This is a genomic window from Aeromonas sp. 2692-1 (genome assembly GCF_013085505.1).
Taxonomy (GTDB): Bacteria; Pseudomonadota; Gammaproteobacteria; order Enterobacterales; family Aeromonadaceae; genus Aeromonas; species Aeromonas hydrophila.
The window spans coordinates 2,852,375-2,877,189 of sequence record NZ_CP038513.1; the positions used below are offsets into that span (position 1 = coordinate 2,852,375).

Genomic DNA, 24,815 nt, shown 5'->3' on the forward strand with positions numbered 1-24,815 from the left:
GAAACGCAGTGATGAGATAGAAAGAGGAGCGACGATATGGCCAATGAAATTGGGATCCCGTCATCGGTCACTCCTTCTTCTCTTCAGTCAAGTAGCAAGAGCGGCCAATCGGCCGCTCAAGTGCTATCTGGCACGACGGAAGAGCAGCGGGTGACGGCACAGGATGTGAAAAAACAGCAAGAGGGACAGCCTGGTGAAAAAAACGTCAAACAAGATGTGCCTCAGGCAGACATTGAAAATGAGGTCCAAAAGTTGCAAGAGTTCAGTAAGTTGCAAGGCTGGACCGTCAATTTCAGTGTTGAAAAGGATCTGGATCAGGTGGTGATCAAGGTGGTAGACGCCGAGACCAAGTCAATGATCCGGCAAATCCCGAGCGAAGAGTTGCTGGCTATCAGCAAACGAATTAAAGATCTGCGTGAGAGTGATGCGACCGGAGGAGGTTCACGCGCCGGGTTGCTGCTCGATAACGAGATCTGATATGAAAACTTAAGAGGAGAGTGAGTATGCCCACCATTACGTCTGCAGGTGCCGGCTCCGGACTCGATTTGGAGTCAGTGATTGCTGCCAGCGTCGATGCCAAAAAAGCACAGCTGATGCAGCCCATCACCACCAAGAAGACCAACACTCAAATAACTCTCTCCGGTGTGGGGCAGCTGAAATCTGCCATCGCCTCTTTCGTGACTACCTTGCAGGCGATGGCGAAAGATGACGCGTTCAACAAACGCTCCATCAACATTACCCAGGACAAGGACAAACCTGTGCTCAAGGTGGAGAGCAAGGCAGGGGCCTCCAATGGGCAATATGATATCAGCGTCGAACAGCTGGCAAAAACCAGCAAATTTGACGGTACCTTCGACTCGTCGACCACCCCTCTTATCACTCAAGACGGAAAATTGACGTTCAAGGCCGGCGACAAGACCTTTGATGTCGATGTCAAAGCTGGCGATTCGCTGCAATCCATTCGAAAGCGCATCAACAATGACGCAGACAACTTCGGTCTGAGCGTCAACATCATGAATACCTCCGATGGCAAATCCAAGCTGATGATCGATTCAGGGGTCAGCGGCAGTGGCAAGGATCTGCAGATCACCGGCAACACCACCGAATTGACCGACAACCTGGTATCTAAATTGACCAAGCGCCAGGATGCTCAGGATGCCAAGATCAAGGTGGATGGCAACACGCTGACCAGCGCGACCAATACCTTTGATGGCACCATCGTTGGGCTCAAGCTGACTGTGCTGAGAGAGTCGGACAGTACGACCTCTACCGATGCAGATGGCAAACCAGTCAAGACTTACAGTTCCAATAAGGTTGATGTGAGCACTGACAAGGCCGGCATCAAAGACATGGTCAAAAGCTTTGTCGACGGCTACAACGCCCTGGTGAAGAAGAGCAATGAGCTGGGCAAACGCAACTCCATCGTGGCCGGAAAAAGTCAGAATGATGGCGGAGCCCTGGCTGGTGACGCGACGACACGCGCAGTGATCAACATGATGAACGGTGCCATTACCGAACCCTCACAAAAATCCTCAACCTACTCAACGATTTTCCAGATGGGTGTGAAGATGGACAACAAAGGGGTTCTCTCCATTGATGACACCAAGTTCAGCGAGGCCATCGACAAAAACTTCGATCAGGTGGTGGCGGTTTTTGGTGGCAAGGATGGGGTGGCAGGTAAACTGGCCGGACAATTGGAAACCTACTCCAAAACCGGTGGCTTGCTGGCCAAGCGGGAAGATACGCTGAATTCGGATCTGCGTGAGGTGAGCCGCAAGGAGTCGGATGTCGCTTCCCAGCTGACCAAGTATCAGGAGACTCTGCGTGCCCGTTATGGCAGCCTGGACTCCATGCTGGCCAAGATGAACAAGTCGGCCTCTTATCTCAATCTGCTCAATACCAAGTCGAATTAATACGTAGTCAGGAGCCGTGTCTCGTATGTATCGGAAAAATATCAAGGCCTATACCACCCAGAATCTGCAGTCCGAGCTTGCGGTGGCAGATCCCTACCGGGTGATCCAGTTGTTGATGCAGGGCTGTCTCGAGCGACTTGCCCAGGCCCGTGGTGCCATCGAGCGTCGTGATTTCGAGGGCAAATCCCAGTCTGTATCCAAGACCATGGCCATTATCAACGGTTTGCAGGACTCGCTGGATCTCTCTTACGGCAAGGTGCCTGAGGATCTTTTTGCTCTGTATGACTATATGAAGGCACGGATGATGGATGCCAGCCGTGACATGGATATCGCTGCCATCGATGAGGTGATGACCCTGATGCTGACCGTCAAAAGCGGCTGGGATGCCATTCCGGTCGAAGAGCGCGACAAGGCCATTGCCCAGCAAAAAGCGGGCAGGACGGAATGAGCGATGCCATTCTGTCCGGGTTGATGGCTCACGGCACCCAGCTGTTGCTACTGCTGGAGAGAAATGAGTTGTCGGCAGCGGAGGCACAAATGGATCACTATCTTGATGCTTTCGATGGTGTGTTTCGGCAGTTCCCCGTGGAAAGCCACCTTGATATGGAACAGCAGCAGGCTCTGTTGCAGTTTCAAATGATCCATGAGCGAATCGCGAGTGCCAGGAGTCTGGCAGAAGATGAATTGCGCCAATTCTCCAAGGCTGGGCGAGCAACGAGCCTTTACAAGTCGAATGCGGGTTAAATATCGAATGGATTTTAATAAAAACATAGAAAGTGCAGAGGAAGAGCTTTCCCGTCTTGCAGTTCAAAAAGAACAGGAAGCCGCCATGCTGGCGGTGTTGCCTGTTCGCCATCAGCTTAATATGGCCGCCTTTGAAAAATACATGCCAGGGATCCATGCCTTTTTCAAAGAGTACCAGCCATCCAGACCTTTTCGCTTTTTCTGTAATGAAAATGGCATTCCAAATATTTTGTGGCTTGATGACAAGGTTTCCCTGTATGGAGACGATCCCTTTGCCGAAGCGCAAGCCCAGATTGCCGAGGTGATTGAGCATAGCGTACTTGAATGTATCGACTTCGTTCCTCAGTGGTATTTGGAGGGCCAAATCCATATCGCCTACAACAATGCCATTTCCAAACTAAAGGATAATGTATCGCTGGAAGGCTTGCCGCTTAGTAAGGCGCTGGATGCCGACATTCCCTTGTCATTCATGTACGGGATCGGCCTGGGTTATCAGTTGGGCTACCTGTATGAACGGTGCCGGGTTCGAAATCTGTTTGCTTTCGAACCGGATATCGACATGTTCTATGCCTCGCTTTATTGTTTTGACTGGCACCAACTGCTCGAGTATATGGAGCAGGAGTCGCTGAGCCTGCATCTTTTTATCGGTGTGGATGAGCAACTTCTGGTGGCCGACATGATGGAAGCGATACATCGCAAAGGAGCATTCTGGTCGGCGAGTTATTTCTCATTTTGTACTTATCACTCCCCCAAGCTGCATGACTTGATCGACAAGGCAGAGAGCGAGTTGTATCTGCTCAGGACGGGTTGGGGCTTCTTTGATGACAATATTTATGCACTGGCCCACAGTCACACCCATCTGCAGGATGGTACGCCGTTCCTGAAAAGGGAGCGGGATACCTCATTGGCCGAGCAGGTACCGGTATTCGTGGTCGGTAACGGGCCGTCGCTGGATCAGAACATCGACTTTATCCGGCAGCATCAGGGACAAGCCATCATCATCGCCTGTGGCACGGCCGTCAGTGCCCTGCACAAGGCGGGCATCAAGCCTGACATATATGTGGCGGTGGAGCGCACCAAGAGCTCGGCAGATTTTCTGCGCATTCTCGATGCGGATGACTTTCTCAAGGATGCGGTCTTCCTCAGCGTCGATGTGATCCACCCCGAGTGCAAGACCTTTTTCCGCAAAACAGGTCTTACTTTCAAACCTAATGAACCCATGTTCTCCATGCTGGTCAGCCGGTTTGGTCAGGCTTTCGAATATGAGTCCATTGAATTTTCCAACCCCTTCGTTGGCAATACCGGTCTCAACTATGCTGCCCTGCTCGGTTTCAAGCAGGTATACCTGTTCGGGATAGACAATGGCTACAAGTATACAGATAAGCATCACTCCAGTCTGAGCCTCTATTACAACGAGAAGAAAGAAGCCAAGTACAATGAAAGTCTAAAAGATACTTTCCCAGCCCCAGGCAATTTTGGTGGGGAAGTGCGTATCAATCACCTATTTGGTCTGGCCATCCATAATATGACGCGCGTGCTGACTGGCCATCCAGATATACGCTGCCTGAATTGCAGTGATGGTGCTTACATTGAAGGAGCCATCCCTCAACGGGTTGATGCTCTGCAAATCAGCGGCCCTGAGCTGGATAAAATAGCTCTGCTTGATGAGTTGATGGCGCGCAGCTTCCAGCCGTTCGACATGACCAGTATCGACTTCAATGCCACGCTCAACGTACCGCTGTTTGACGATTTGCTGGAGAAGTTGCGTACCGACTGGCAAACGGTCAAATACGAACACAATGAGATATTGGCCATGATGCAGCGTCATCACGATTATCTTCTTTATTTGCTGATGAGCCGTGATTGCCATCTTTATCGCATTTTGATTGGCTCGATGAACTATTTCTACGCCAACATCATTGGTTTGATGATGACCCTGCTTGACGCTGCCCCTGACAAGTTCGAAGCCAAGATAAAAGAGGCCGAGGCCATCCTCGAGCGGTTCTTTGATGATGCGAAGCCGATTTATGCCGATGCCTTCCAGCGTCACGATTCCGTCTATTTCGTCGGATTGGATATCTTCAAGCAGAAGTAACGGCTATCTATCATCACATGTCTGCTGAATAAGAAACACCGGCGCTTGCCGGTGTTTTTTATTGTGAAAATAACCAAGCAACGCGGCTTACTGGTTCGGCTGTTGTGCCTCTTCAATGGCCCGACATATCTGCTCCACGGCATTGAGGGCTCTCGGGGTGAAACGATGCAGTTCATCCGAGTTGATGAGGCGCAGGCGCTGATGGCGGACGGCGTCCAGATTGGACCACTGTTGCCAGTGGCGCAGAGCGTCGGGATCTTGACTCCCCGCCAGGATCAGCGCCGGATTGGCCTTGATCACCTGCTCCAGGCTGACCTGGGGGTAGGGCGTGCGGGCAGCTGCCATCACGTTTTCCCCACCGCACAACTCGATGGCATGGGCGGGCCAGGCATTGCCGCTAACGCTGGTGAGCGGTGGATACCAGAGCTGATAAAACACCTTGATATGTTTGGGCCTGCCGTAGCGCAGCCCAAGTGCGGCCAGGCGGGCGAGATAGGCATCGGCCTCGGTATTGGCGGTTTGTTCCACCCCCAATATTTTTCCCAGCGCCCGCATCTCGGTGGCGAGGGAGGCAAAGTTGGTCGGTTCTGAATAGAACACCGGGATCCCCAGCTGCTCGATAGGTGCCAGCATGCGGGATTGGGCGGAGCGCCAGGCGACGATCAAGTCGGGCTTTTGGGCCAGCAGGGCTTCCAGATTGATGCTGCGGTAATTGGCTACCTGGGGCAGGCGTTTGACCTCGGGTGGATAATCGGAGGCATCGTCGGTGGCAACGATGCGATCGCCGGCGCCGATGGCAAACAGCAGTTCGGTCAGATGAGGAGTGAGGCTGACGATGCGTGTCGGTGTCCCGGCCAGCAGGGCGGGCGACACACACAATAGGCAGAGCAGGGCGAGCCATCTAGCCATGCAGCTGCCCCAGCACCGTGAGCAGCAATGCCAGCGCCAACCAGCCCCAACCGGCTTGTTGCAGGCGGTTGAGCAGGCGCAGGGCCATGCCGGCATCCGGCTCGGCGGCGGCGTCAAACACGGGGAAACGGATCAAGCTGCCCTGATAGTAGCGGGGGCCACCGAGCTTGCAGCCCAGCGAGCCGGACAGCAGCGCCAGCAGTATTCCCATCGCGGGGTAGGGCCAGCGTATCGCGGTGCGCAGCCGGCTTGCCAGCTGGCGCAGCTGGGTCAGGCACAAGGGCAGTGCCAGCAACAAGATGGCAGGGGTGCACAGGGCCTGATAGAGCACGGCGGCGGCCCGGCCAAAGTGGGCAAAGGCTGGCAGTTTCGGACTCCAGCCCTGATTCATCAACTGGGCGAGGCGCCACAGCAGGGCACCTTGCACACCTGCCAGGGCAAATCCCAGCAGAGGGCCGGCCCACTGTCCTATCAGGCGCAGGGTGCAGCTTTCGCTGACCGCCTTGGCAAGCCCCATCAGGGAGAGCTTGCCGGTATCGCGCCTGAGCCAGGGGGCGGCCTGCAGCCGGGCCACCACCAAGGTATCCTGGTCTGTCAGCGAGCGAGTGGCACGGGCCAGCTCCCGCAGCGGACGCGATTCCAGCATCAGTAGCAGAAACAACAGATCGAACAGCGGCTCCGAGAGCGAGAGATTGCGCACCGCCCAGAGTCCGGCGGCGCAAGGCAGCCAGACAATCAGCATGGCCAGCAGACCGGCCTGCAATTGCTGACCGGGGGCGCCATCGGGGCGACACACCTTGTGACCCAGCCGGGTCAGCAGCGGTACGACGGCGGAGAGCCGATAGTGGGCCGGCCAGGGCACGATGGCCTCCAGCAGGGCGGCCCCGAGCAAGATGGCCGCCGGAGTGGCGGCCATCTGTTCCAGCGTGGTGAGTGGGATCACAGCTTGCCGAGCATCTTGATGATCACCTCGGCGGAGTGCTTGCCGGCCACCTCGATGAAGGCATCGAAGGATTCAACCTGTTCCTTGCCGGCGATGTCAGACATGGCACGCACCACCAGATAGGGCACCTTGAACATGTGGCATACCTGACCGATGGCCGCGCCTTCCATCTCGACCGCCAGCATCTGCGGGAAGTCGGCGCGGGCTTTGGCGATGGCGTCCTGCTTGCACATGAACTGATCGCCGGTGCAGATGAGGCCGACTTTGGTCTGATGCTTGCCCTGCTCGGCGATGCAATCCTGAGCGACGGCGATGAGCGTCTCGTCGCAGGGGAAGGCGGCCGGTTGCTGCGCCATCTGGCCCATCTCGTAGCCAAAAGCGGTCACATCCACATCGTGGAAGCGCATCTCGCTGGCGATCACCACGTCACCGATGTGCAGGTCTTGGGCAAAGCCGCCGGCAGAGCCGGTATTGATGACGCAGTCGGGAGCGAATTTTTCCAGCAGCAGACTGGTGGCGACGCTGGCAGCGACTTTACCGATGCCGGAGCGGGTCAGGATCACTTCTTTGCCTGCCAGGGTGCCCTGATAGAACTCGCAGCCGCCCAGTTGCAGGGTGGTCGGGTTGCTCATCTGGCTGCGCAGCAGGGCCACTTCCTGTTCCATGGCGCCGATAATACCTACTTTCATCACTCACCTCGTCTTGATGGCCGTGCGGCCGAATAAGTTGTTGTGGATCATAACAAAAGTTGGCGATGGCGCCGAGCATTCCGATACTGCGCGATGTGAAGGGGCGCTTAAGGGTAGCGCTTGGCCAGGTCAGCCAGCTCGCCGCTGTCCGCCAGCCGTTGCAGGGCATTGGCGAACAGGGCCAGCCGGGCAGGGGAGGTGCGCTGGTAAAACAGGATATAGAAGGGAATGGTCTCCATGGCGGTGGGGAGGATGCGAATTTGGCCGCTCAGATGGTGGCGCAGCAGGTCGGCCTCGAAGCCGGGTGAGCGGTAGTAGACGAAGCGCCCTCGTTTCATCAGCAGCTTGTCGTAATTGGCGGCACTGCTGATCCCGCCGCTGTCGATGATGAGTCCCTGCAGGGCCTGCAGCCGTTCGATGGCGCCGCTGCCGTGATTGATGAGGATGATACCCTCTTCGCCAAGGGCTCTGACGTCGTCCCACTGGCGGATCTCGACCGGATCATCGCTGCGCACCGCCAAGTGGTAGCGCACGGTGAAGATGGGGGGCTGCAGATAGAGGAAGTGGTTGCGACGGTCCGGGTTGTCGCCCACGCCGCAGATGAAGTCGAGCTGGCCGAAACGCACCTGTTTCTCCAGCCGCTTGAGGGGTACAAAGCGCTGATCGCCCTGGATGCGCAGGGCGGGCTCCTGGCGCTCCAGCAGTCGAAACAGTTCGACGCAGAATCCTCCGATGCGGCCATCCGCCATCTGGATGTATTTGGGGGCGGATTCGGGCTGTGCCGCCGTGCGATAGATTTCGGTGGCAGAGACGGCCCGGTGAGCGACTGCCAGCAGACAACCCAGCATCATCACTCGGAATATCATGTCATGCTGGCCCTCGATGCGTGGGGAAATGCGACGTTGCCCGCCGATGTCACGGCGCTAGTGCTCAAACATTACGCCATATATCAGAATCTTATCAACCAAGCGCCGTATCGAGGGTCATCATCAAGGCAAACCCGGCCATCAGGCCCAGGGTGGCGTGGGTCTGGTGACCGTTGCGGTGAGTCTCGGGGATCACCTCGTGGGAGACCACGAACAGCATGGCACCGGCGGCCAGGCCGAGGCCGATGGGATAGGCGATGGCCAGCCCGCTGGAGAGGCCGACACCGAGCAGGGCTCCGAGCGGCTCAAGCAGACCGCTGCCGATGGCGACCAGCACGGCTTTGCCGGGGCGAAAACCGGCGGCGCACATGGCGAGTGCCACCGCCAGCCCTTCCGGTATGTCCTGCAAGGCGATGGCGGTGGTGAGCGGCAGACCCACCGACATGTCACCCTGGGAGAAGCTCACCCCGATGGCCATCCCTTCCGGCAGGTTGTGCAGGGCGATGGCAAACACGAACAGCCAGACCCGGGAGCAGCTCTCGTGACCGGGACCACAGGGGCCGGTCTTGTCATGCTCATGGGGGGTGAATTGATCGAGCCCCAGCATCAGCAGCACCCCGAGGGTCATGCCTGCCACCACCACGGCGGCGGCGAGAAAGCCGTTGCCGGTGAGCCCCTCTGCCGCCTCGAGCCCCGGCAGCAGCAGGGAGAAGGCGCTGGCCGCCAGCATCATGCCGGCGGCAAAGCCCAGCATGCTGTCCTCCACCCGCTGGGGGACCGAACGCAGAAAGAGGGCAGGCAAGGCGCCGAGCGCGGTGGCGGCAAAGCCGGCCAGACCGCCGAGCAGGCCGTAGCGAACGCCGGGGCTGATGTCGCCGGCGGCCAGCATCACCAGGCTCTGCAGCAGCAACAGCACGACGGCCGCCAGTGCAACGAGCAGGCCGATGGCGATCTCCGGGCGTGCCCGCAGTTGCCCGCGCAGCTGGGCAGACCAGGAGGAAAGGGGCAGGGCCGACGCGTTATCCATTGAAGATCACCTCTCTTGCTTGATGGCGGGGACGGCGAGGCGTCCTCCGGGGACTCTTGCATTACAGCGAGCCGGGCCTGACTTGTCCATGCCGGTGCATCGATTGCATTCATCGGCTAACTATTTGAAATGATTTGGTCGCTTTGAATAGTTTGTGATGAAGATCGGGTTGTACGGAAAAACAACTTGCTTTGTTGCGGCGAAAGCTGGTGAAGGAGTAGGCAGGTTTGTGGTAAAGTGCCGCCCTCGCGAAACCCACCCTTCCCTTGGTCTTTCGCTACGTCCCATCTCCCGCCAGGAAAGCCCGGGTTACCAGTTCATACGGATGTGATCGCCACTGTGCACCTGCTTGTCAGCAGTCGAGGATCACCAGCCACCATGTTTTACAAAAATCTGTCTATCGGCAAAAAAATTGCCGTGGTCTTTGCGGTCATTGCCGCCGTCAACGTGATATTCGGTATTTTTCTCTCCAGCGAGCTGCGCGGCGTGCGCGATCGCGTGCTGAATTTTACCGACTCCACCCTGCCGAGCGTGCTCTCGGTCGAGAACCTGCTCTACGACGTATCCTACGTGCGCCGTGCCCAGTTTGCCCTGCTGATGGTGGATGACGCCACCGATCTGCAGGCGCGTCGCGGGCGGATCCAGGCCAGTGTCCAGAAAGTCGAGCAGGCCTTTCGTGCCTACGAGGCCACGGTCGGTGCCGACCATGAGCGCCAGGTGTTCAACCGCGCCAAGCAGGAGTGGCAACGCTATCTGAACTCGGTCAATGTGGTGGATCAACTGCTGGTGCAGGGTCAGCTGGCCCAGGCCAAGGATCAGCTGTTCCAGTCCAACCCGATTTATGGCGAGCTGGAGCAGGCGGTCAACGGTCTGGTGGAAGTGAACCTGGGCTTTGTGAAAGAGAACCGTGGCAGCCTGCTTGGCAGCGTCAACATGGTGACCAGTTTTGCCATGGTGAGCATCGGCAGCCTGCTGCTGTTCATGGTGGCCATGACCTGGTTCCTGACCCGCCAGATCTGCCTGCCGCTGCAGGCCGTGGTGGCGCAGGCCAACGCCATCGCCGCCGGCGATCTGACCCATCAGCTGGATCGCCAGCACATCGGTCGCGACGAGCTGGGCATGCTGGCCAAGGCCTCCCTCAAGATGCAGGACAACCTGCGCGGCCTGATTGAAGAAGTGGTGGCCGCCGTGACTCAGCTGGGGGCCGCCATTGAAGAGGTGAGCGCCGTCTCCGAGCAATCGGCACAGGGGATCCAGAGCCAGCAGCAGGAGATCTCGCTGGTCGCCACCGCCATGGCCCAGATGAAGGCCACCGTGGCCGATGTGGCAGGCAACACCGAGACCGCGTCCGAGTCGGCCAGCTCCGCCAATGCCTTGGCACGCCGTGGCAATCAGGATGTGCAGAGCTCGCTGATGTCCATCACCCGGGTTGCGGAAGAGATTGAACAGGCGGGCACCCTGGTTACCGAACTGGAGCGCGAATCCGCCCAGATCAATGTGGTAGTGGATGTGATCCGTGGCATCGCCGATCAGACCAACCTGCTGGCTCTCAACGCCGCCATCGAGGCTGCCCGCGCTGGCGAGCAGGGCCGCGGCTTTGCGGTGGTGGCCGACGAGGTGCGCACCCTGGCGGGTCGCACCCAGGCTTCCACCGGCGAGATCGTTGCCATCATTGAAACCCTGCAGGCACGTGCCAACCAGGCCAAAGAGGTGACCGGCCAGAGCTGCGAGATGATCCGCCAGTGCGTGGAGCAGAGCGAGCAGACCAGCAACGGCATCCAGCAGATTGAAGAGGCGGTGGCCCAGATCGCCGACATGGCCATTCAGATTGCCAGCGCCTGCGGCGAGCAGGATGCGGTCTCCGATGAGCTGGGTCGCAACGTGGAGCGGATCAACGAATCCTCCAACGAGGTCGCCGTTGGGGCCGATCACACCGCCCGCGCCTGTCTGGAGCTGAGTCAGCTGGCCGCCGGTCTGCGTCAGACCATCGGTCGTTTCCGCCTGGCGTAATGCTGCTGCGCGCCAGGGAGGGCGCCGCAACCGCGGCCTGCATTGGCAGACACCCAAACAACCCGGCTCAGGCCGGGTTGTTTGTTATTGGCTGACGACTACTGGATTAGTCATGAGGTTTGCAAGGAAGGGAGAGCAACACGGGTTCGGTGAACGGCGTGGCAAGCTCGCGACGGCAGAAGCCGGCTGCCAGGTCGCTTTGAGAGCAGCCTGAGGGGCGAGTCAGGATTGTGGTACGACATAGATTCGAAGGGATGTTGCATCCTCTTGCCGCGCTGACGAGACATCTACAAAGGCCGCCTTGGTTGGGCAACGGATGCAGTCCTACCGATGAGATAGGTAGGGCAATGACGTGTGGGGATATGACGCAGATTGGCACGCTTCCCTTACTGACGGCCATAAAAAAACCCGGCCTAGGCCGGGTTTGTGGTACGCGTGCTGCGCGAGGCTGGCTTATTTGGCCAGGGACTCCGGCAGGTTCTCACGGATCTTGCCGAGCATCTCTTTCAGAACGCGCGGGTTGGCAACCACGATGTTGCCGGAGTTTTCGTAGTTGTGACCACCCACGAAGTCGGTGACGATGGCGCCGGCCTCTTTGGCCAGCAGCTCACCGGCTGCGGTATCCCAGGGCTTCAAGCCGATTTCCCAGAAACCGTCGACACGACCGGCAGCCACGTAGGCCAGATCCAGCGCGGCAGAGCCGGCACGACGGATGTCGGCACACTCGATGAACATGCTCTGGAACATCTTCAGGTACGGCTCGATATGGTGCTTCTGCTTGAACGGGAAACCGGTGGCCAGGATGGTGCCGGCCAGCTCTTTGGCCTTGCCGACACGGATACGATAACCGTTCAGCTGGGCACCACTACCACGGGTAGCAGTAAACAGCTCGTCACGGATCGGATCGTAAACAACGGCTTGTTCAGTCTTGCCCTTCACGCGCAGGGCGATGGAGACGGCAAAGTGCGGAATGCCTTTGACCAGGTTGGTCGTGCCATCCAGTGGGTCAATGATCCATTGGTAGTCCGGATTGGTACCGGTAATCTCACCAGACTCTTCAGCCACGATGCTGTGTTCCGGGTAAGATTTTTTGATGGTGTGAATGATGGCCGCTTCGGCTTCACGGTCAACGTTGGTCACGAAGTCATTGCTGCCTTTCTGGATAACCTCGATATTCTCGGGTTGAGAAAAGGCTTTTACTACTACTTGACCGGCGTTGCGCGCAGCGCGCACGGCGATATTCAGCATCGGATGCATAGGTTCACCACTGGATGTTAAAGAACGGGGAATAAAAGGACGCGGTATCATACCAGTCTTCGCGAGAATGGCAACCGTTATACGCCATCCCCCCAGCCTTGGCGACTGCCAGATCTGACGGCTCCAATATAGGCTCCTTTTGGTCTAGTCTTATGGGCAGCAGCCGAATAACAGGCTGCATTGAGCATAGGGACGTGGATCATGAATTTGTCATTAGTCAGTCAAAAACCGTCGGCAATCACTACTCAGGGGCTGCTGGCTGCCTTGCGCGCATCGACCGGATATGGCGACTACTTCAGCGAGGTGAGCATTGCCCAGCCTTGCCAATGGCAGCCAGGCAAGGAAGAGGCGGCGATCTTGCTGCTCGATGGCGACGCGGCCTGGCCGGAATTTGCCTGGCAGCGTAACAGCGATACATTCGGCTTGCCGGTGTTGCCGCTGCTGATGCGCAAAGGCGATGCGACTCTCACCATTCAGGGGCCGGACGTGCGGGACCCGCGCTTCTACTTCGTCTCAAACGGCATCGTGCTGGAAGAGCCGGAACTCGCCGATCCCGCCTGCAGCCGGGTGCTGCTGAGCAAACTGGAGTCCTACTTCCCGCTTTTGTCCCGCCTGATCCTGCTGCGCCAGCGCCAACCCATGGGGCTGTGCAACTAGTCACGCTCCTCCCTGCGTCCGGGCTGTTCAAACGGCACAATATTTGTCATAACTGACCAGTATTGTGCCGCTTTGCCATGCAGGCGCCGGAGCAAATGCCGGTGCGGCATCCGCTCTGTGTCCGTTGTTGTCTCGCATGAGTGAGGCTGTGGCCGTCTTTGCACCAATGTGTGAATCACAAGGAGTTCATGATGATCGACTTTTACACCGCCGCTACGCCCAACGGCTTCAAGGTGGCGATTGCCCTGGAAGAGCTGGGTTTGCCCTATCGGGTGATCCCGCTCGATCTGTCGGCGCTGGATCAGAAGAAGCCCGAGTTTCTGGCCATCAACCCCAACGGTCGTATCCCGGCCATCGTCGATCGGGATAATGGTGACTTCGCCGTGTTCGAGTCCGGCGCCATCCTCCTCTATCTGGCAGAGAAGGCGGGCAAGTTGCTGCCGGCAGATCCCAAGCGCCGCTCCCAGGCTATCCAGTGGCTGATGTTCCAGATGGGCGGGGTCGGTCCCATGATGGGGCAGGCCAACGTCTTCTATCGCTACTTCCCGGAGAAGATCCCGGCCGCCATCGAGCGCTACCAGAAGGAGGGGCGCCGTCTGTTCGAGGTGCTCGACAGCCATCTGGCCCATCACGAATATCTGGCCGACGAGTACAGCATCGCCGACATCGCTACCTGGCCCTGGGTGCGCATTCATGACTGGAGTGGCATCTCCATCGAGGGGTTGCCGCATCTGCAAGCCTGGATGGACCGGATGGCAGAGAAGCCCGCCTGCCAGAAGGGGATCACCATACCGCCGCGCAACGAGAAGCCGGAGGATCTGGTCAAACAGGCCCAGCAGATGGTAACGCGTTGATTTTTATTGCTGACGGGACTAAAAATCCCGTCACATTAGAAAAACTAGGGAAAGCTGATTATAAAGATTCGTTCGTTTTTCGTGATCTGAATCACTAAGATCACCGCAAGCCTAGGGAGTGTCCTGCTCCCGGCCGGTGCGGGTTCTCCGCCTTGTATTTTCACCTTTGATTGACTCTGTGTTTTTGGATCCCCTCTGCAGGTTTCTGCCAGGGGTGCGGCAGCTTTTTGATGATTTTCGGGACTGAGATATGTATCGGCACAGTTTTTATCCGCTGTTTTTTCTGACCATTCTGATGGTCGCTGTGGGCCAGATGACCCAGACCCTGTATGTGCCCTCCATTCCCATGATGGCGGGGGACTTCAACGTGGCCTCCGGCCAGTTGCAGGCGGTGATGGCCTGTTACCTGATCCCGTACGGGCTCTCCCAGTTTGTTTACGGCCCGCTGTCGGATCGCATCGGCCGTCGCCCCATCCTGCTGATCGGCATGATGGTGTTTCTGGTGGGCACCCTGACCATTCAGTTGATCCCAAGCTTCATGGCGCTGCTGGTGGGCAGCTTCATTCAGGGGCTGGGCACCGGAGCGGGTGGCGCCATGAGCCGGACCGTGATGCGCGATCGCTATAGCGGCGCCGAGCTCAACCGGGCCAACAGCCTGGTGAGCATGGGGGTGATCTTCTCCCCGCTGTTGGCGCCGGTGCTGGGCGGCTGGTTGACCGAGCTGTTCAACTGGCGTGCCGGGTACTGGTTCCTGTTCGGTTTCGGTGCGGTAACGACCCTGGCGCTGCTGGCCTGGTTTGCTGAGACGCTGCCGGCGACCGCACGCCAACAGCCGCTGCGAGTCGGTGCCGCCTATCGCCACGTACTCGGCAATCCGCGCTTTCAGGGCAACCTGCTTTGCCTGATGGCGACTTTTGCCGGTCTGGCGGTGTTCGAGGCGGCGGCCGGCGTGCTGCTCGGCGATGTGCTCAAGTTGAGTGCCCGTACCGTCAGCGTGCTGTTCGTCCTGCCGCTGCCCGGTTATCTGTTCGGTGCCTGGCTCTCTGCCAAGCTCAGTTTTCGCCTGAGTCAGGGTAAGCTGATGCGCCTTGGCATCGTCTTCCTGGCGCTGGGGTCGCTGATCATCCTGCTGCCGGGTCTGTTCGGGGTAGTGAGTGCGGCCTCCCTGGTTGGCGGCGCCGCCGTCTACTTCATCGGCAGCGGCATCCTCTATCCGACCGCTACCTCTTGTGCCATCGAACCCTTCCCGGGTCAGGCGGGCACCGCCGGTGCCATTCTCGGCGGCATGCAGAACCTGGGGGCCGGTATCGTGACGCTGCTGGCAGCCTGCTTCCCGATGGAAGGACAGGTGACCCTGGGGGCCATCATGACGCTGATGGTACTGATCGTGGCGCTGAGTTTCCTCTGGCTGCGCCATCATGGCTCACCCCATCAACAGATGGCTGTTTGAGCCGAGCACATAAAAAAGACCCGCCCAAGCCGGCGGGTTTTTTATGGGCCGCTTCTGGTGTGGTTGGTGCTGCGGGAGTGTCGAAGGGGGGTGGCGGCAGGGGAGCGTGGATGGCGCAGGAGATAAAGAAAAAGCCCGTCACGCTGGTGACGGGCTTTTTGCTGTTGGTACCCCGGAGATGCCGTTGCCGGTTTGGGCCCTTGAACCGTCGGTTCAAGGCGGGGATCGGATCTGACCGCAGGCTTCTCGGTCGTGCCGAGCATGCGCAATAGCCAGAAGGCAGATCCCCTGTTTGGTATGAATATCGGCTCGGGGACTTGAACCGGCTGACAAACACCCCAGGGAATTTTAAAACGGTGGACGATTAGGGCTGCAGGCCTTCGTCACTGGATTCGCCATATTGTCCGTGCTCGATCAAGGCCGCTTCGATGGTGCGTTGCAGCATCTTGATCCGCTTGTCCATGGTCTCAGAGTATTGGTGATTTTTCTCTTTTTCAAGGCAGAGCTCATGGCAAAAATTGAGCGCTGCCATCACCGCCAGCTGTTCGTTGCTGGAGACCTTGGAGCGTTGACGCAGCTCGATGAGTTTATCAGTCAGCTGGTCGGCGGCCTGGCGCAGGGCATCCTGCTGTCCCAGGGGACAGGATACCTTGTAGGGACGTCCCAAAATGACGATTTCTACGGCCTCTGTGCTCATGCCTTCCTCAATACGGCGGAGCTGATTTCCGCCTTTATCCACGTGGACAACTGGGCGGGACTATATAGCGCAGATGCAGAAGTTTCAAGGCCTTGCTGGCTCTGGAAGGGGGAGAATGCTAGGATCCTGACCATTAATTCTGCATATTTGCCTGAACTTTGAGCGGATCTTCGATGAGCAAAACGAACCCCCTGAAATACGCGGCCGTGGCCGACCTGATGGAGCAGCATGAGCTGATGGCGACGGCTGTAGAGGCCCATGGCGTGATCTGCGGTCTGGTGTGCGGTGGTGTGGCACTGGACGACAAGAGCTGGCTGCCCCATTTCAATGATCTGGTCAACGACGGTTTCGGTCTGCCGGCCCCGGTGCGCCAGGTGATGACCGATCTCTATCACCAGGTGATCGAGAGCCTGATGGCCCAGAAAGGGGTCGAGCTGCTGTTGCCGAGCGACGAAGCGCCGCTCGACGAGCGCATCGACTCGCTGGTGGATTGGTCCCAGGCCTTCCTGGCCGGTTTCGGCGTGGTGCAACAGGAGCTCTCCAAGGCTTCCGAAGAGCTGCAGGAGATGATCCAGGACATTGCCAGCATCACTCAGGTCTCCGCCGAGTTCGATCAGGAAGATGAAGAGAACGAAGCCTCCTTCCTGGTGCTCTACGAGCACGTGCGCCTCGGGGTGATGATGAGCTTTGAGGAGTTCGGCAAGCGGCCGGATGCCCCGAGCACGCCGCCGACCCTGCACTGAGTCGGTCGAACCCTAAAAAGAGCGCCTGGTGGCGCTCTTTTTACATCTGTATGTTGCCCACGCCGGCCCGCCGTGATGAGGCAAGTGACGACAGGGACTGCGCTTTTTTGCCCGTGGCTTCGCATCCCGACCCCACGCTTTGTGTTAGCATGACCCCACGTTTTCAGTCCTTCCCCTCATCTCATGTCTCAATCTGATCTGAACCACGTCGATGTGGCCATCGTCGGTGGTGGAATGAGCGGCGCCGTGCTGGCGCTCTCCCTCGCGGCCCTGCCAGGGCCCAAACCCCTGCAGATCCTGCTGCTGGAGGCGAGCGCCCCCGAGCTCAATGTGCATCCCGGCTTCGATGCCCGCGCCATCGCGCTCTCCGCCGGCACCTGCGAAGCGCTGGCCCGGCACACGCTCTGGTCCCGTTTTGCTCCCCATTGCAGCCCCATCAGCCAGATTCATGTGTCGGATCGGGGCCACTTCGGCCAGGCCGGCTTGACGGCGGCGGAGTATGGCCTGCCAGCCCTTGGCCAGGTGATCGAGCTGTCGGCGGCGGGCATTGCGTTGCAGCAGGCGATTGCCGCCTGCCCGCAGATCCGCATGCTGTGTCCGGCCCAGCTCGAGCGCGTGGAGCCATTGGCGGAAGGGGTAAACCTGACCCTGGCCAGCGGCGAGCGTTATCAGACCCGCCTGCTGGTGGCGGCCGATGGCGGCAACTCCTTCGTGCGCCAGCAGTGCAAGCTGGCGGTAAGTCGTCACGACTACGGTCAGAGCGCCATCATCGCCACCGTCAAGACCGCCGAAGACCCGGCCGGACGGGCTTTCGAGCGTTTCACCCAAGGGGGGCCGCTGGCCCTGCTGCCGATGCAGGACGGGCTATCTTCCCTGGTCTGGAGCGTGGCACGGGATGAGGCGCCGGCCTTGATGGCGCTCGATGACTCTGCGTTTCTGGCCCGCCTGCAGCAGGCCTTCGGCTGGCGCCTCGGCCGCTTCTTGCAAACCGGCCAGCGCCACGTTTATCCGCTGGTGCTGACGGTGGCCGACTACCCGCTGGCCCAGCGCACCGTGCTGGTGGGCAATGCCGCCCATCTGCTGCATCCCATCGCCGGTCAGGGGTTCAACCTCGGCATGCGCGATCTCGACCTGCTCACCCGGGCGGTGGGCCGGGCGCTGGCGGCGGGGGAGGATATCGGCAGCTTTGAGGTGCTCAGCGGCTACTGGCAGCTGCGCAAGGGGGATCAGGCCCAGACGGTCTGGCTCACCTCTTCGCTGGCCCAGCTCTTCTCCAATGATCATGACCCGCTGGTGGCTGGCCGCAACCTGGCGCTCTCCCTGATGGGGCGGCTGAGCTGCCTCAAGGCGCCGCTGGCCTCCCGCACCCTGGGCTTTGTCGCCGATGTGTGCCGCCCCTGAGGCGAGGTGACGCCATGGGTATTGAACGGGTGCGCCTTCGGGCGTGCCCTCGCTGATCCCGGCGATCAGCCCTGAAAGGATATAGAACGATGCAGATGCAAAACGTGGATGTGGTGATTGTGGGGGGCGGCATGGTGGGCCTGGGGCTCGCCGCCGCGCTCAAGGGAAGTGTGCTCAAGGTCGCCGTGATCGAGGGCCAGCTGCCGGCTTCCGAGCTGGATGAGGCGCCGGACAACCGGGTCAGTGCCCTGAGTCTGGCCAGCCAGCGCATCCTGCAACAGGTGGGCGCCTGGCGCGGGATCGAGGCCCGTCGCCTGCAGCCCTACATGCAGATGGAGGTGTGGGAGCAGGACAGCTTTGGCCGGATCGCCTTTGATGCCGCCAGCCTGCGCCAGCCCGAGCTCGGCCACATCGTCGAGAACCGGGTCATCCAGCTGGCGCTGCTGGAGGCGATTCTCGATGGCGACAATATCCAGCTGCTGAGCCCGGCCCGGGCGAGCAGCCTGCAAAGCGGCGAGGCGGGCTCCCTGCTGCTGCTGGAAGATGGCCGCGCGCTGTCGGCCAAGCTGGTGGTGGCGGCCGATGGCGCCCACTCCTGGGTGCGCCGGCAGGCCGACATCCCGCTCACCAGCTGGGATTACGGCCATCACGCGCTGGTGGCGACGGTGCGCTGTGCCGAGCCCCACGAGGCGGTAGCGCGTCAGATCTTCACCCCCGAGGGGCCGCTCGCCTTCCTGCCCCTGTGGCAACCGGATCTCTGCTCCATCGTCTGGTCGGTGCCAGCGGCCCGGGCCGAGGCGCTCTGTCAGTGCGATGAAGAGCAGTTCAACCGCCAGCTCACCACCGCGTTCGACGGCCGGCTGGGGCTGTGCAAGGTGGAAGGGGCGCGCAGCGCCATCCCGCTCACCGCCCGCTATGCCCGCGACTTTGCCCGCGAGCGGCTGGTGTTGGTGGGGGATGCCGCCCACACCATCCACCCGCTGGCGGGGCAGGGGGTCAACCTGGGGCTGCTGGATGCCGCCGCGCTGGCCGAGCAGATCCTGCGCAATCAGGCGGCGGGCAAGGACATCGGTTTGCTCACCAACCTGCGTGGCTACGAGCGCTGGCGCAAGAGCGAGGCGGCCAGCATGCTGGCGGCGATGGAGGGGCTCAAGCGGCTGTTCGCCGGTGCCAATCCGCTCAAGAAGCTGGTGCGTGGGGCCGGGCTGTGCGCCTTCGATCTGCTGACGCCGCTCAAGCAAAGCGTGATCCGGGCCGCCATGGGGTTAGAGGGTGAGTTGCCGGCCTTGGCCAAGGGGAACAATTTGCCGACCCGGCCGAAGTAAGAGGGTGATCCGGACCGCCATGGGGCTGGAAGGCGAGCTGCCCGCCCTGGCCAAGGGTGAAAAAATCTAATAATACCCGGCTGTTTTCACAACAAAACTAATGTGATGAGGCTGATGACCCGGTTTGGGCATCAGCCTTTAATCTGGGCGGTCGGCGAAACGTTTTTCTCCAAATTGTGACGAAACGGTAAAAATCGAAACTTAATATCGCCATTACCGGGTTTGGTCTGTTTTTATCGCTGTTTTTACCTTAGTGTCTGGGGTCTGTTTACTGGCGGTGGATTAGTTTTTTTTGAGCGGCATGCGCGTCCGCTTGGCTTATAATCCGCTGCGTTCAAGGAATCACTCTTGCCCTGCGGGGCCGGAACGAGCACAGACTCAGGCACGTCGCTTGCTGCCACCCAGGTAGATAGCCGGATGGTGGTTGCCGGGCGAGCGATGCGTGAGTGTTGTCGCGAACGCTTAAGGAAACACAGCGATGATCCAGACTACAGTACTGCATCCCAAGCACCTGGAAGCCGGCGCCAAGATGGTGGACTTCCACGGTTGGGAAATGCCCATCAATTACGGCTCACAGCTGGAAGAGCACCATCAGGTGCGCACCGATGCCGGCATGTTCGACGTCTCCCACATGACCATCGTCGATTTGACCGGCGAGCGGGTCAAAGCCTTCCTGCAACACCTGCTGGCCAACGACGTGGCCAAGCTCACCGTCTTCGGCAAGGCCCTCTACAGCGGCATGCTGACCCCGGAAGGCGGTGTTATCGATGACCTCATTACCTATTACCTTGGCGAGACCTTCTACCGCCTGGTGGTCAACTCCGCCACCCGCGAGAAGGATCTGGCCTGGATCCGCCACCACGCCCAGGACTTCGGGGTGACCGTGACCGAGCGTCCTGAGCTCGCCATGATCGCGGTGCAGGGCCCCAACGCCAAAGCCAAGGCGGCCAAGGTGTTCAGCGCCGAGCAAGTTGCCGCAGTGGAAGGCATGAAGCCCTTCTTCGGCGTGCAGGCCGGCGAGCTCTTCATTGCCACCACTGGCTACACCGGTGAAGACGGCTACGAGATCGTGGTGCCGCAAGAGCAGGCGTGCGATCTGTGGCAGGCGCTGCTGGACAACGGCGTGGCCCCCTGCGGCCTGGGTGCCCGTGACACCCTGCGCCTCGAGGCCGGCATGAACCTCTACGGCCAGGACATGGACGAAACCGTCTCTCCCCTTGCCGCCAACATGGCCTGGACCATTGCCTGGGAACCGAGCGATCGCCAGTTCATCGGCCGCGCCGCGCTGGAAGCCCAGAAAGCCGCAGGCAGCCAGCCCAAGCTGGTGGGCCTGGTGATGGAAGAGAAGGGCGTGCTGCGCAGTGGCATGCCGGTCACCTTCACCACCGCCGCTGGAGAAGAGCGGGAAGGTGTGATCACCTCCGGCTCTTTCTCGCCCACCCTGGGGTACAGTATTGCGTTGGCGCGGGTGCCCCGTGATATCGGCGAACAGGCCTCGGTGGAGATCCGCAAGAAGCTGGTCACCGTCAAAGTGACCAAGCCGGCTTTCGTGCGCAACGGCCAGAAGCTGGTGTAACGACCCATTGCGGCGAAGGGGCTGCCCTTCGCCAGACCCCCTTGCCCCGGCAACGCCTGTCGAACGCGCCGGGACAAGTGATCCAAGTGAATAAAGGAAGCACAAATGAGCCATATCCCGAGCGAACTGAAATATGCCACCTCCCACGAGTGGATCCGTGTCGAAGCCAACGGCGAGGCCGTGGTCGGTATCACCGAGCACGCCCAGGAGCTGCTGGGTGACATGGTGTTCGTCGATCTGCCGGAAGTGGGCAAGCAGGTTGGTGCCGGTGATGACTGCGCCGTGGCCGAGTCGGTCAAGGCCGCCTCTGACATCTACAGCCCGGTGAGCGGCGAGATCCTGGCCGTCAACGAAGAGCTGGAAGGCAGCCCCGAGCTGGTCAACTCCGACCCCTACGGTGCCGGCTGGTTGTTCCGCATCAAGCTGGACGACGCGGGCGAGCTCGCCAACCTGCTGGATGCCGAAGGCTACCAGAACGTGGTGGACGAAGAGTAATGTCCCCGGGCCCTGCCAATGCGCAGGGCCCGCTTGTATAGGTGCCCGTCGGCCAGGAGGCCGACCGGCGAGGGTGAAGTCGTCCGCACCGGTTTGCCCGCGGCAACCCGGTCAGCCGCAAGACGACTCCCTGTCGCTATGAGCGACATCCGGTGCCGGCAGGGGCCACCCTGCCAGCCGAACATGAGTGAAGCCGGCCGAGGCTGGCTGTCAGGCACTTAGTTATCAGGACTTTTTATCAGGAATAGGGAAATGACCCAGTCACTGTTTGAACTCGAGCAAAAAACCGATTTCATCCGCCGTCACATCGGGCCGGGTGAGGAAGATCTGCGCGCCCTGCTGGCCGTGGTGGGCGCCGAGAGCCTGGATGATCTGATTGAGCAGACCGTCCCCGCCGCCATTCGCCGGCCGGGTCCGCTCGGTATCGGCGCCTCCATGACCGAGGTGGAGGCACTGGCCAAGCTCAAGGGCTATGCCGCCCAGAACAAGGTAGCCAAGAGCTACATCGGCATGGGTTATCACGATACCCACGTGCCCCACGTCATCCTGCGCAACGTGCTGGAAAATCCGGGCTGGTATACCGCCTACACCCCGTACCAGCCCGAGCTGGCGCAGGGCCGTCTCGAAGCCCTGCTCAACTTCCAGCAGCTGACCCTGGACTTGACCGGCATGGATCTGGCCAGTGCCTCCCTGCTGGATGAGGCAACCGCCGCCGCCGAGGCGATGGCGCTGGCCAAGCGGATGGCCAAGTCCAAAGCCAACCTCTTCTTCGTGGCCGACGACGTGCACCCGCAGGTGATCGACGTGGTCAAGGAGCGGGCGGTCCACTTCGGTTTTGACGTGGCTGTCGGCCCGGCCGCACAGGCCTGCGCAGAAGAGGTGTTCGGTGCCCTGTTCCAGTACCCCACCACCACGGGTGAAGTGAAAGACCTGCGGGCGCTTATCGCCGCCGTGCAGGCCCAGAAAGGGCTGGCCTGTGTCAGCGCCGACCTGCTCTCCCTGCTGCTGCTCAAATCCCCGGGCGAGCTGGGGGCCGACGTGGTGCTGGGCTCGGCCCAGCGCTTTGGCGTGCCCATGGGCTACGGTGGCCCCCACGCTGCCTTCTTTGCCACTCGCGATGCCTACAAGCGCTCCATGCCGGGCCGCATCATAGGCGTCTCCAAGGATGCCCGTGGCAAGGCCGCGCTGCGCATGGCGATGCAGACCCGCGAGCAGCACATCCGCCGCGAGAAGGCCAACTCCAACATCTGTACCGCTCAGGTGCTGCTGGCCAACATGGCGAGCTTCTACGCCGTCTACCACGGCCCGGTGGGACTGAAAACCATCGCCTCCCGCGTGCACCGTCTGACCACCATTCTGGCGCTCGGCCTCAAGGCCAAGGGCGTGTCCCTCAAGCATGCCAGCTGGTTCGATACCCTGACCGTGCAGACTGCCGACAAGGCCGCGCTCATTGCCAAGGCCGAAGATCTCGGCATCAACCTGCGCGCGGATCTGGACGGCGCGGTGGGCGTGTCGCTCTCTGAAACCACCACCCGTGGCGATGTGGCCGAGCTGTTCGAACTGTTCCTGGGCGCAGGCCACGGCCTGGACATCGAGGCCCTCGACCAGGCGGCCCAGGCCCATCACGCCATCCCGCAGGATCTGCTGCGCACCGACGCCGTGCTGACCCATGAGGTATTCAACAAGTACCACTCCGAGACCGAGATGTTGCGCTACATCCACCGTCTCGAAGCCAAGGATCTGGCGCTCAACTACGCCATGATCTCCCTGGGCTCCTGCACCATGAAGCTCAACGCCACCGCCGAGATGATCCCGGTGACCTGGCCCGAGTTTGGCAAGCTGCACCCGTTCGCTCCGCTGGCCCAGGCCAAGGGTTATCAGCTGCTGCTGGCCGATCTTGAAAACTGGCTGGTGAAGGTGACCGGTTACGATGCGGTCTGCATGCAGCCCAACTCCGGTGCCCAGGGCGAATACGCCGGCCTGCTCGCCATCAAGAAGTACCACGAGTCTCGCGGCGAGGGGCATCGCGATATCTGCCTCATTCCGGCGTCCGCGCACGGTACCAACCCGGCTTCCGCCCAGATGGCGGGCCTGCGGGTCATCGTCACCGCCTGTGACAAGTCGGGCAACGTGGATCTGGACGATCTGCGCGCCAAGGCCGCCGAGGCGGGGGATCAGCTCTCCTGTCTGATGGTGACCTACCCCTCCACCCACGGGGTGTACGAGGAGACCATCAAGGAGGTGTGCGACATCGTTCACCAGCACGGTGGTCAGGTCTATCTGGACGGCGCCAACATGAACGCCCAGGTGGGCCTCACTGCACCGGGTTTTATCGGGGCGGACGTATCCCACCTCAACCTGCACAAGACCTTCGCCATTCCTCACGGCGGTGGCGGCCCGGGCATGGGCCCCATCGGCGTGAAGAAACACTTGGCGCCGTTCGTGGCCGGTCACGCCGTGGTCAAGACCGACAAGGAGAGCCGCAACAACGGCGCCGTGTCGGCGGCACCGTTCGGCTCGGCCAGCATCCTGCCCATCAGCTGGATGTACATCGCCATGCTGGGCGACGAGGGGCTGAAGAAATCCACTCAGGTGGCCATCCTCAACGCTAACTACCTGGCCAAGAAGCTGGGTGAATCCTTCCCCGTGCTCTATTCCGGCCGCAACGGTCGGGTGGCTCACGAGTGCATCCTGGATATCCGCCCGCTCAAAGAAGCCTCCGGCATCAGCGAGATGGACGTGGCCAAGCGGTTGATGGACTACGGCTTCCACGCGCCGACCATGAGCTTCCCGGTAGCGGGTACCCTGATGGTCGAGCCGACCGAGTCGGAATCCAAGCGCGAGCTGGACCGTTTCGTCGAGGCCATGACCGCCATTCGCGCCGAGATTGCCAAGGTGCAGGACGGGCAGTGGAGTCTCACCGACAACCCGCTGGTCCATGCGCCGCATACCCAGGATGACGTGATGGATGCAGAGTGGTCCCGTGGCTACAGCCGCGCCGAGGCGGTGTTCCCGTCGGAGGCCGTGCGCGCCGCCAAGCTGTGGCCGTCGGTCAACCGCATCGACGACGTTTACGGCGATCGCAACCTGTTCTGCTCCTGCATTCCGACCGAGGATTACGCCAAGTAAGTGGCTCACTGCTCACGGCCATTCAAGTTGGAAAC

General features: G+C 60.3%; 22 protein-coding genes and 1 other RNA gene. 15 read left to right on the top strand and 8 right to left on the bottom strand.

The annotated features are described in order from the left end of the window. Positions 1-36: 36 nt before the first annotated feature. The 5 genes from E5E97_RS13560 to E5E97_RS13580 are packed head-to-tail and all read left to right on the top strand — an operon-like array spanning position 37 to position 4,752. Positions 37-477, top strand: coding sequence for a flagellar protein FlaG (locus tag E5E97_RS13560; RefSeq protein ID WP_011705590.1), 441 nt, complete (start codon positions 37-39; stop codon positions 475-477). Between the two features lie 26 nt (positions 478-503). Then, entirely contained in the window at positions 504-1,913 is a 1,410-nt protein-coding gene (gene fliD / locus E5E97_RS13565) for a flagellar filament capping protein FliD (protein ID WP_106552257.1), read from the top strand. Between the two features lie 25 nt (positions 1,914-1,938). Continuing rightward, positions 1,939-2,361, top strand: a complete 423-nt coding sequence (fliS, locus tag E5E97_RS13570) for a flagellar export chaperone FliS (protein ID WP_017410249.1) — start codon at positions 1,939-1,941, stop codon at positions 2,359-2,361. Next, complete coding sequence (locus E5E97_RS13575) at positions 2,358-2,657, top strand: hypothetical protein (protein ID WP_171280423.1); 300 nt, start codon at positions 2,358-2,360, stop codon at positions 2,655-2,657. The genes fliS and E5E97_RS13575 overlap by 4 nt, the downstream gene beginning before the upstream one ends. A gap of 7 nt (positions 2,658-2,664) precedes the next feature. Beyond that, positions 2,665-4,752, top strand: a complete 2,088-nt coding sequence (locus tag E5E97_RS13580; RefSeq protein WP_171280424.1) for a 6-hydroxymethylpterin diphosphokinase MptE-like protein — start codon at positions 2,665-2,667, stop codon at positions 4,750-4,752. Positions 4,753-4,839: 87 nt separating this feature from the next. Here the strand turns inward: E5E97_RS13580 and E5E97_RS13585 are convergent, their stop codons facing one another. The 5 genes from E5E97_RS13585 to E5E97_RS13605 form a co-directional block, all read right to left on the bottom strand. After that, complete coding sequence (locus E5E97_RS13585) at positions 4,840-5,661, bottom strand: cobalamin-binding protein (protein WP_171280425.1); 822 nt, start codon at positions 5,659-5,661, stop codon at positions 4,840-4,842. Then, complete coding sequence (locus E5E97_RS13590; RefSeq protein WP_171280426.1) at positions 5,654-6,604, bottom strand: cobalamin biosynthesis protein; 951 nt, start codon at positions 6,602-6,604, stop codon at positions 5,654-5,656. The genes E5E97_RS13585 and E5E97_RS13590 overlap by 8 nt, the downstream gene beginning before the upstream one ends. Continuing rightward, positions 6,601-7,293 (bottom strand): 5'-methylthioadenosine/S-adenosylhomocysteine nucleosidase, encoded by a 693-nt coding sequence (mtnN, locus tag E5E97_RS13595; protein WP_171280427.1) that lies wholly within the window; start codon positions 7,291-7,293, stop codon positions 6,601-6,603. The genes E5E97_RS13590 and mtnN overlap by 4 nt, the downstream gene beginning before the upstream one ends. 107 nt (positions 7,294-7,400) lie before the next feature. After that, positions 7,401-8,159 carry an ABC transporter substrate-binding protein gene (locus E5E97_RS13600; RefSeq protein WP_171280428.1) on the bottom strand — a complete coding sequence of 253 codons (759 nt, stop codon included), beginning with the start codon at positions 8,157-8,159 and terminating at the stop codon, positions 7,401-7,403. A 94-nt stretch (positions 8,160-8,253) separates the two neighbouring features. Further along, complete coding sequence (locus E5E97_RS13605; protein WP_171280429.1) at positions 8,254-9,186, bottom strand: ZIP family metal transporter; 933 nt, start codon at positions 9,184-9,186, stop codon at positions 8,254-8,256. A gap of 378 nt (positions 9,187-9,564) precedes the next feature. Between E5E97_RS13605 and E5E97_RS13610 the strand changes: the two genes are divergently transcribed. Further along, complete coding sequence (locus tag E5E97_RS13610) at positions 9,565-11,196, top strand: methyl-accepting chemotaxis protein (RefSeq protein WP_043122141.1); 1,632 nt, start codon at positions 9,565-9,567, stop codon at positions 11,194-11,196. A gap of 453 nt (positions 11,197-11,649) precedes the next feature. Here the strand turns inward: E5E97_RS13610 and suhB are convergent, their stop codons facing one another. Continuing rightward, positions 11,650-12,453: an inositol-1-monophosphatase gene (suhB, locus tag E5E97_RS13615; RefSeq protein WP_016350372.1), complete on the bottom strand. Its 804-nt coding sequence runs from the start codon at positions 12,451-12,453 to the stop codon at positions 11,650-11,652. A 201-nt stretch (positions 12,454-12,654) separates the two neighbouring features. On the opposite strand from suhB, the gene E5E97_RS13620 reads away from it, so the two are divergent. The 3 genes from E5E97_RS13620 (at position 12,655) to emrD (ending at position 15,414) form a co-directional block, all read left to right on the top strand. Continuing rightward, positions 12,655-13,110, top strand: coding sequence for a hypothetical protein (locus E5E97_RS13620; protein WP_171280430.1), 456 nt, complete (start codon positions 12,655-12,657; stop codon positions 13,108-13,110). 191 nt (positions 13,111-13,301) lie between these two features. Then, complete coding sequence (locus E5E97_RS13625; RefSeq protein ID WP_011705602.1) at positions 13,302-13,964, top strand: glutathione S-transferase family protein; 663 nt, start codon at positions 13,302-13,304, stop codon at positions 13,962-13,964. A gap of 250 nt (positions 13,965-14,214) precedes the next feature. Next, entirely contained in the window at positions 14,215-15,414 is a 1,200-nt protein-coding gene (gene emrD / locus E5E97_RS13630) for a multidrug efflux MFS transporter EmrD (protein ID WP_016350375.1), read from the top strand. Between the two features lie 165 nt (positions 15,415-15,579). Here emrD and ssrS read toward each other — a convergent pair. Next, positions 15,580-15,762, bottom strand: a non-coding RNA gene (gene ssrS / locus E5E97_RS13635) — 6S RNA. 16 nt (positions 15,763-15,778) lie between these two features. Continuing rightward, positions 15,779-16,111 (bottom strand): cell division protein ZapA, encoded by a 333-nt coding sequence (zapA, locus tag E5E97_RS13640; protein WP_016350376.1) that lies wholly within the window; start codon positions 16,109-16,111, stop codon positions 15,779-15,781. Positions 16,112-16,284: 173 nt separating this feature from the next. Here zapA and E5E97_RS13645 point away from each other — a divergent pair, with 173 nt between their 5' ends. The 6 genes from E5E97_RS13645 to gcvP all read left to right on the top strand — a co-directional run bounded on the left by E5E97_RS13645 (position 16,285) and on the right by gcvP (position 24,780). Then, on the top strand, positions 16,285-16,854 hold the full coding sequence (locus E5E97_RS13645; protein WP_011705605.1) for a UPF0149 family protein: 570 nt from the start codon (positions 16,285-16,287) through the stop codon (positions 16,852-16,854). Between the two features lie 183 nt (positions 16,855-17,037). Next, complete coding sequence (gene ubiH / locus E5E97_RS13650) at positions 17,038-18,255, top strand: 2-octaprenyl-6-methoxyphenyl hydroxylase (RefSeq protein WP_171280431.1); 1,218 nt, start codon at positions 17,038-17,040, stop codon at positions 18,253-18,255. 89 nt (positions 18,256-18,344) lie between these two features. Beyond that, positions 18,345-19,580, top strand: a complete 1,236-nt coding sequence (locus tag E5E97_RS13655; RefSeq protein ID WP_171280432.1) for an FAD-dependent 2-octaprenylphenol hydroxylase — start codon at positions 18,345-18,347, stop codon at positions 19,578-19,580. Positions 19,581-20,058: 478 nt separating this feature from the next. Further along, positions 20,059-21,156, top strand: a complete 1,098-nt coding sequence (gcvT, locus tag E5E97_RS13660; RefSeq protein WP_043161877.1) for a glycine cleavage system aminomethyltransferase GcvT — start codon at positions 20,059-20,061, stop codon at positions 21,154-21,156. Positions 21,157-21,261: 105 nt separating this feature from the next. Further along, positions 21,262-21,651, top strand: coding sequence for a glycine cleavage system protein GcvH (gene gcvH / locus E5E97_RS13665; RefSeq protein WP_010634317.1), 390 nt, complete (start codon positions 21,262-21,264; stop codon positions 21,649-21,651). A gap of 252 nt (positions 21,652-21,903) precedes the next feature. Then, a complete protein-coding gene (gene gcvP / locus E5E97_RS13670; protein ID WP_171280433.1) occupies positions 21,904-24,780 on the top strand; it encodes an aminomethyl-transferring glycine dehydrogenase in 2,877 nt (958 codons plus the stop codon). Positions 24,781-24,815 lie beyond the last annotated feature (35 nt).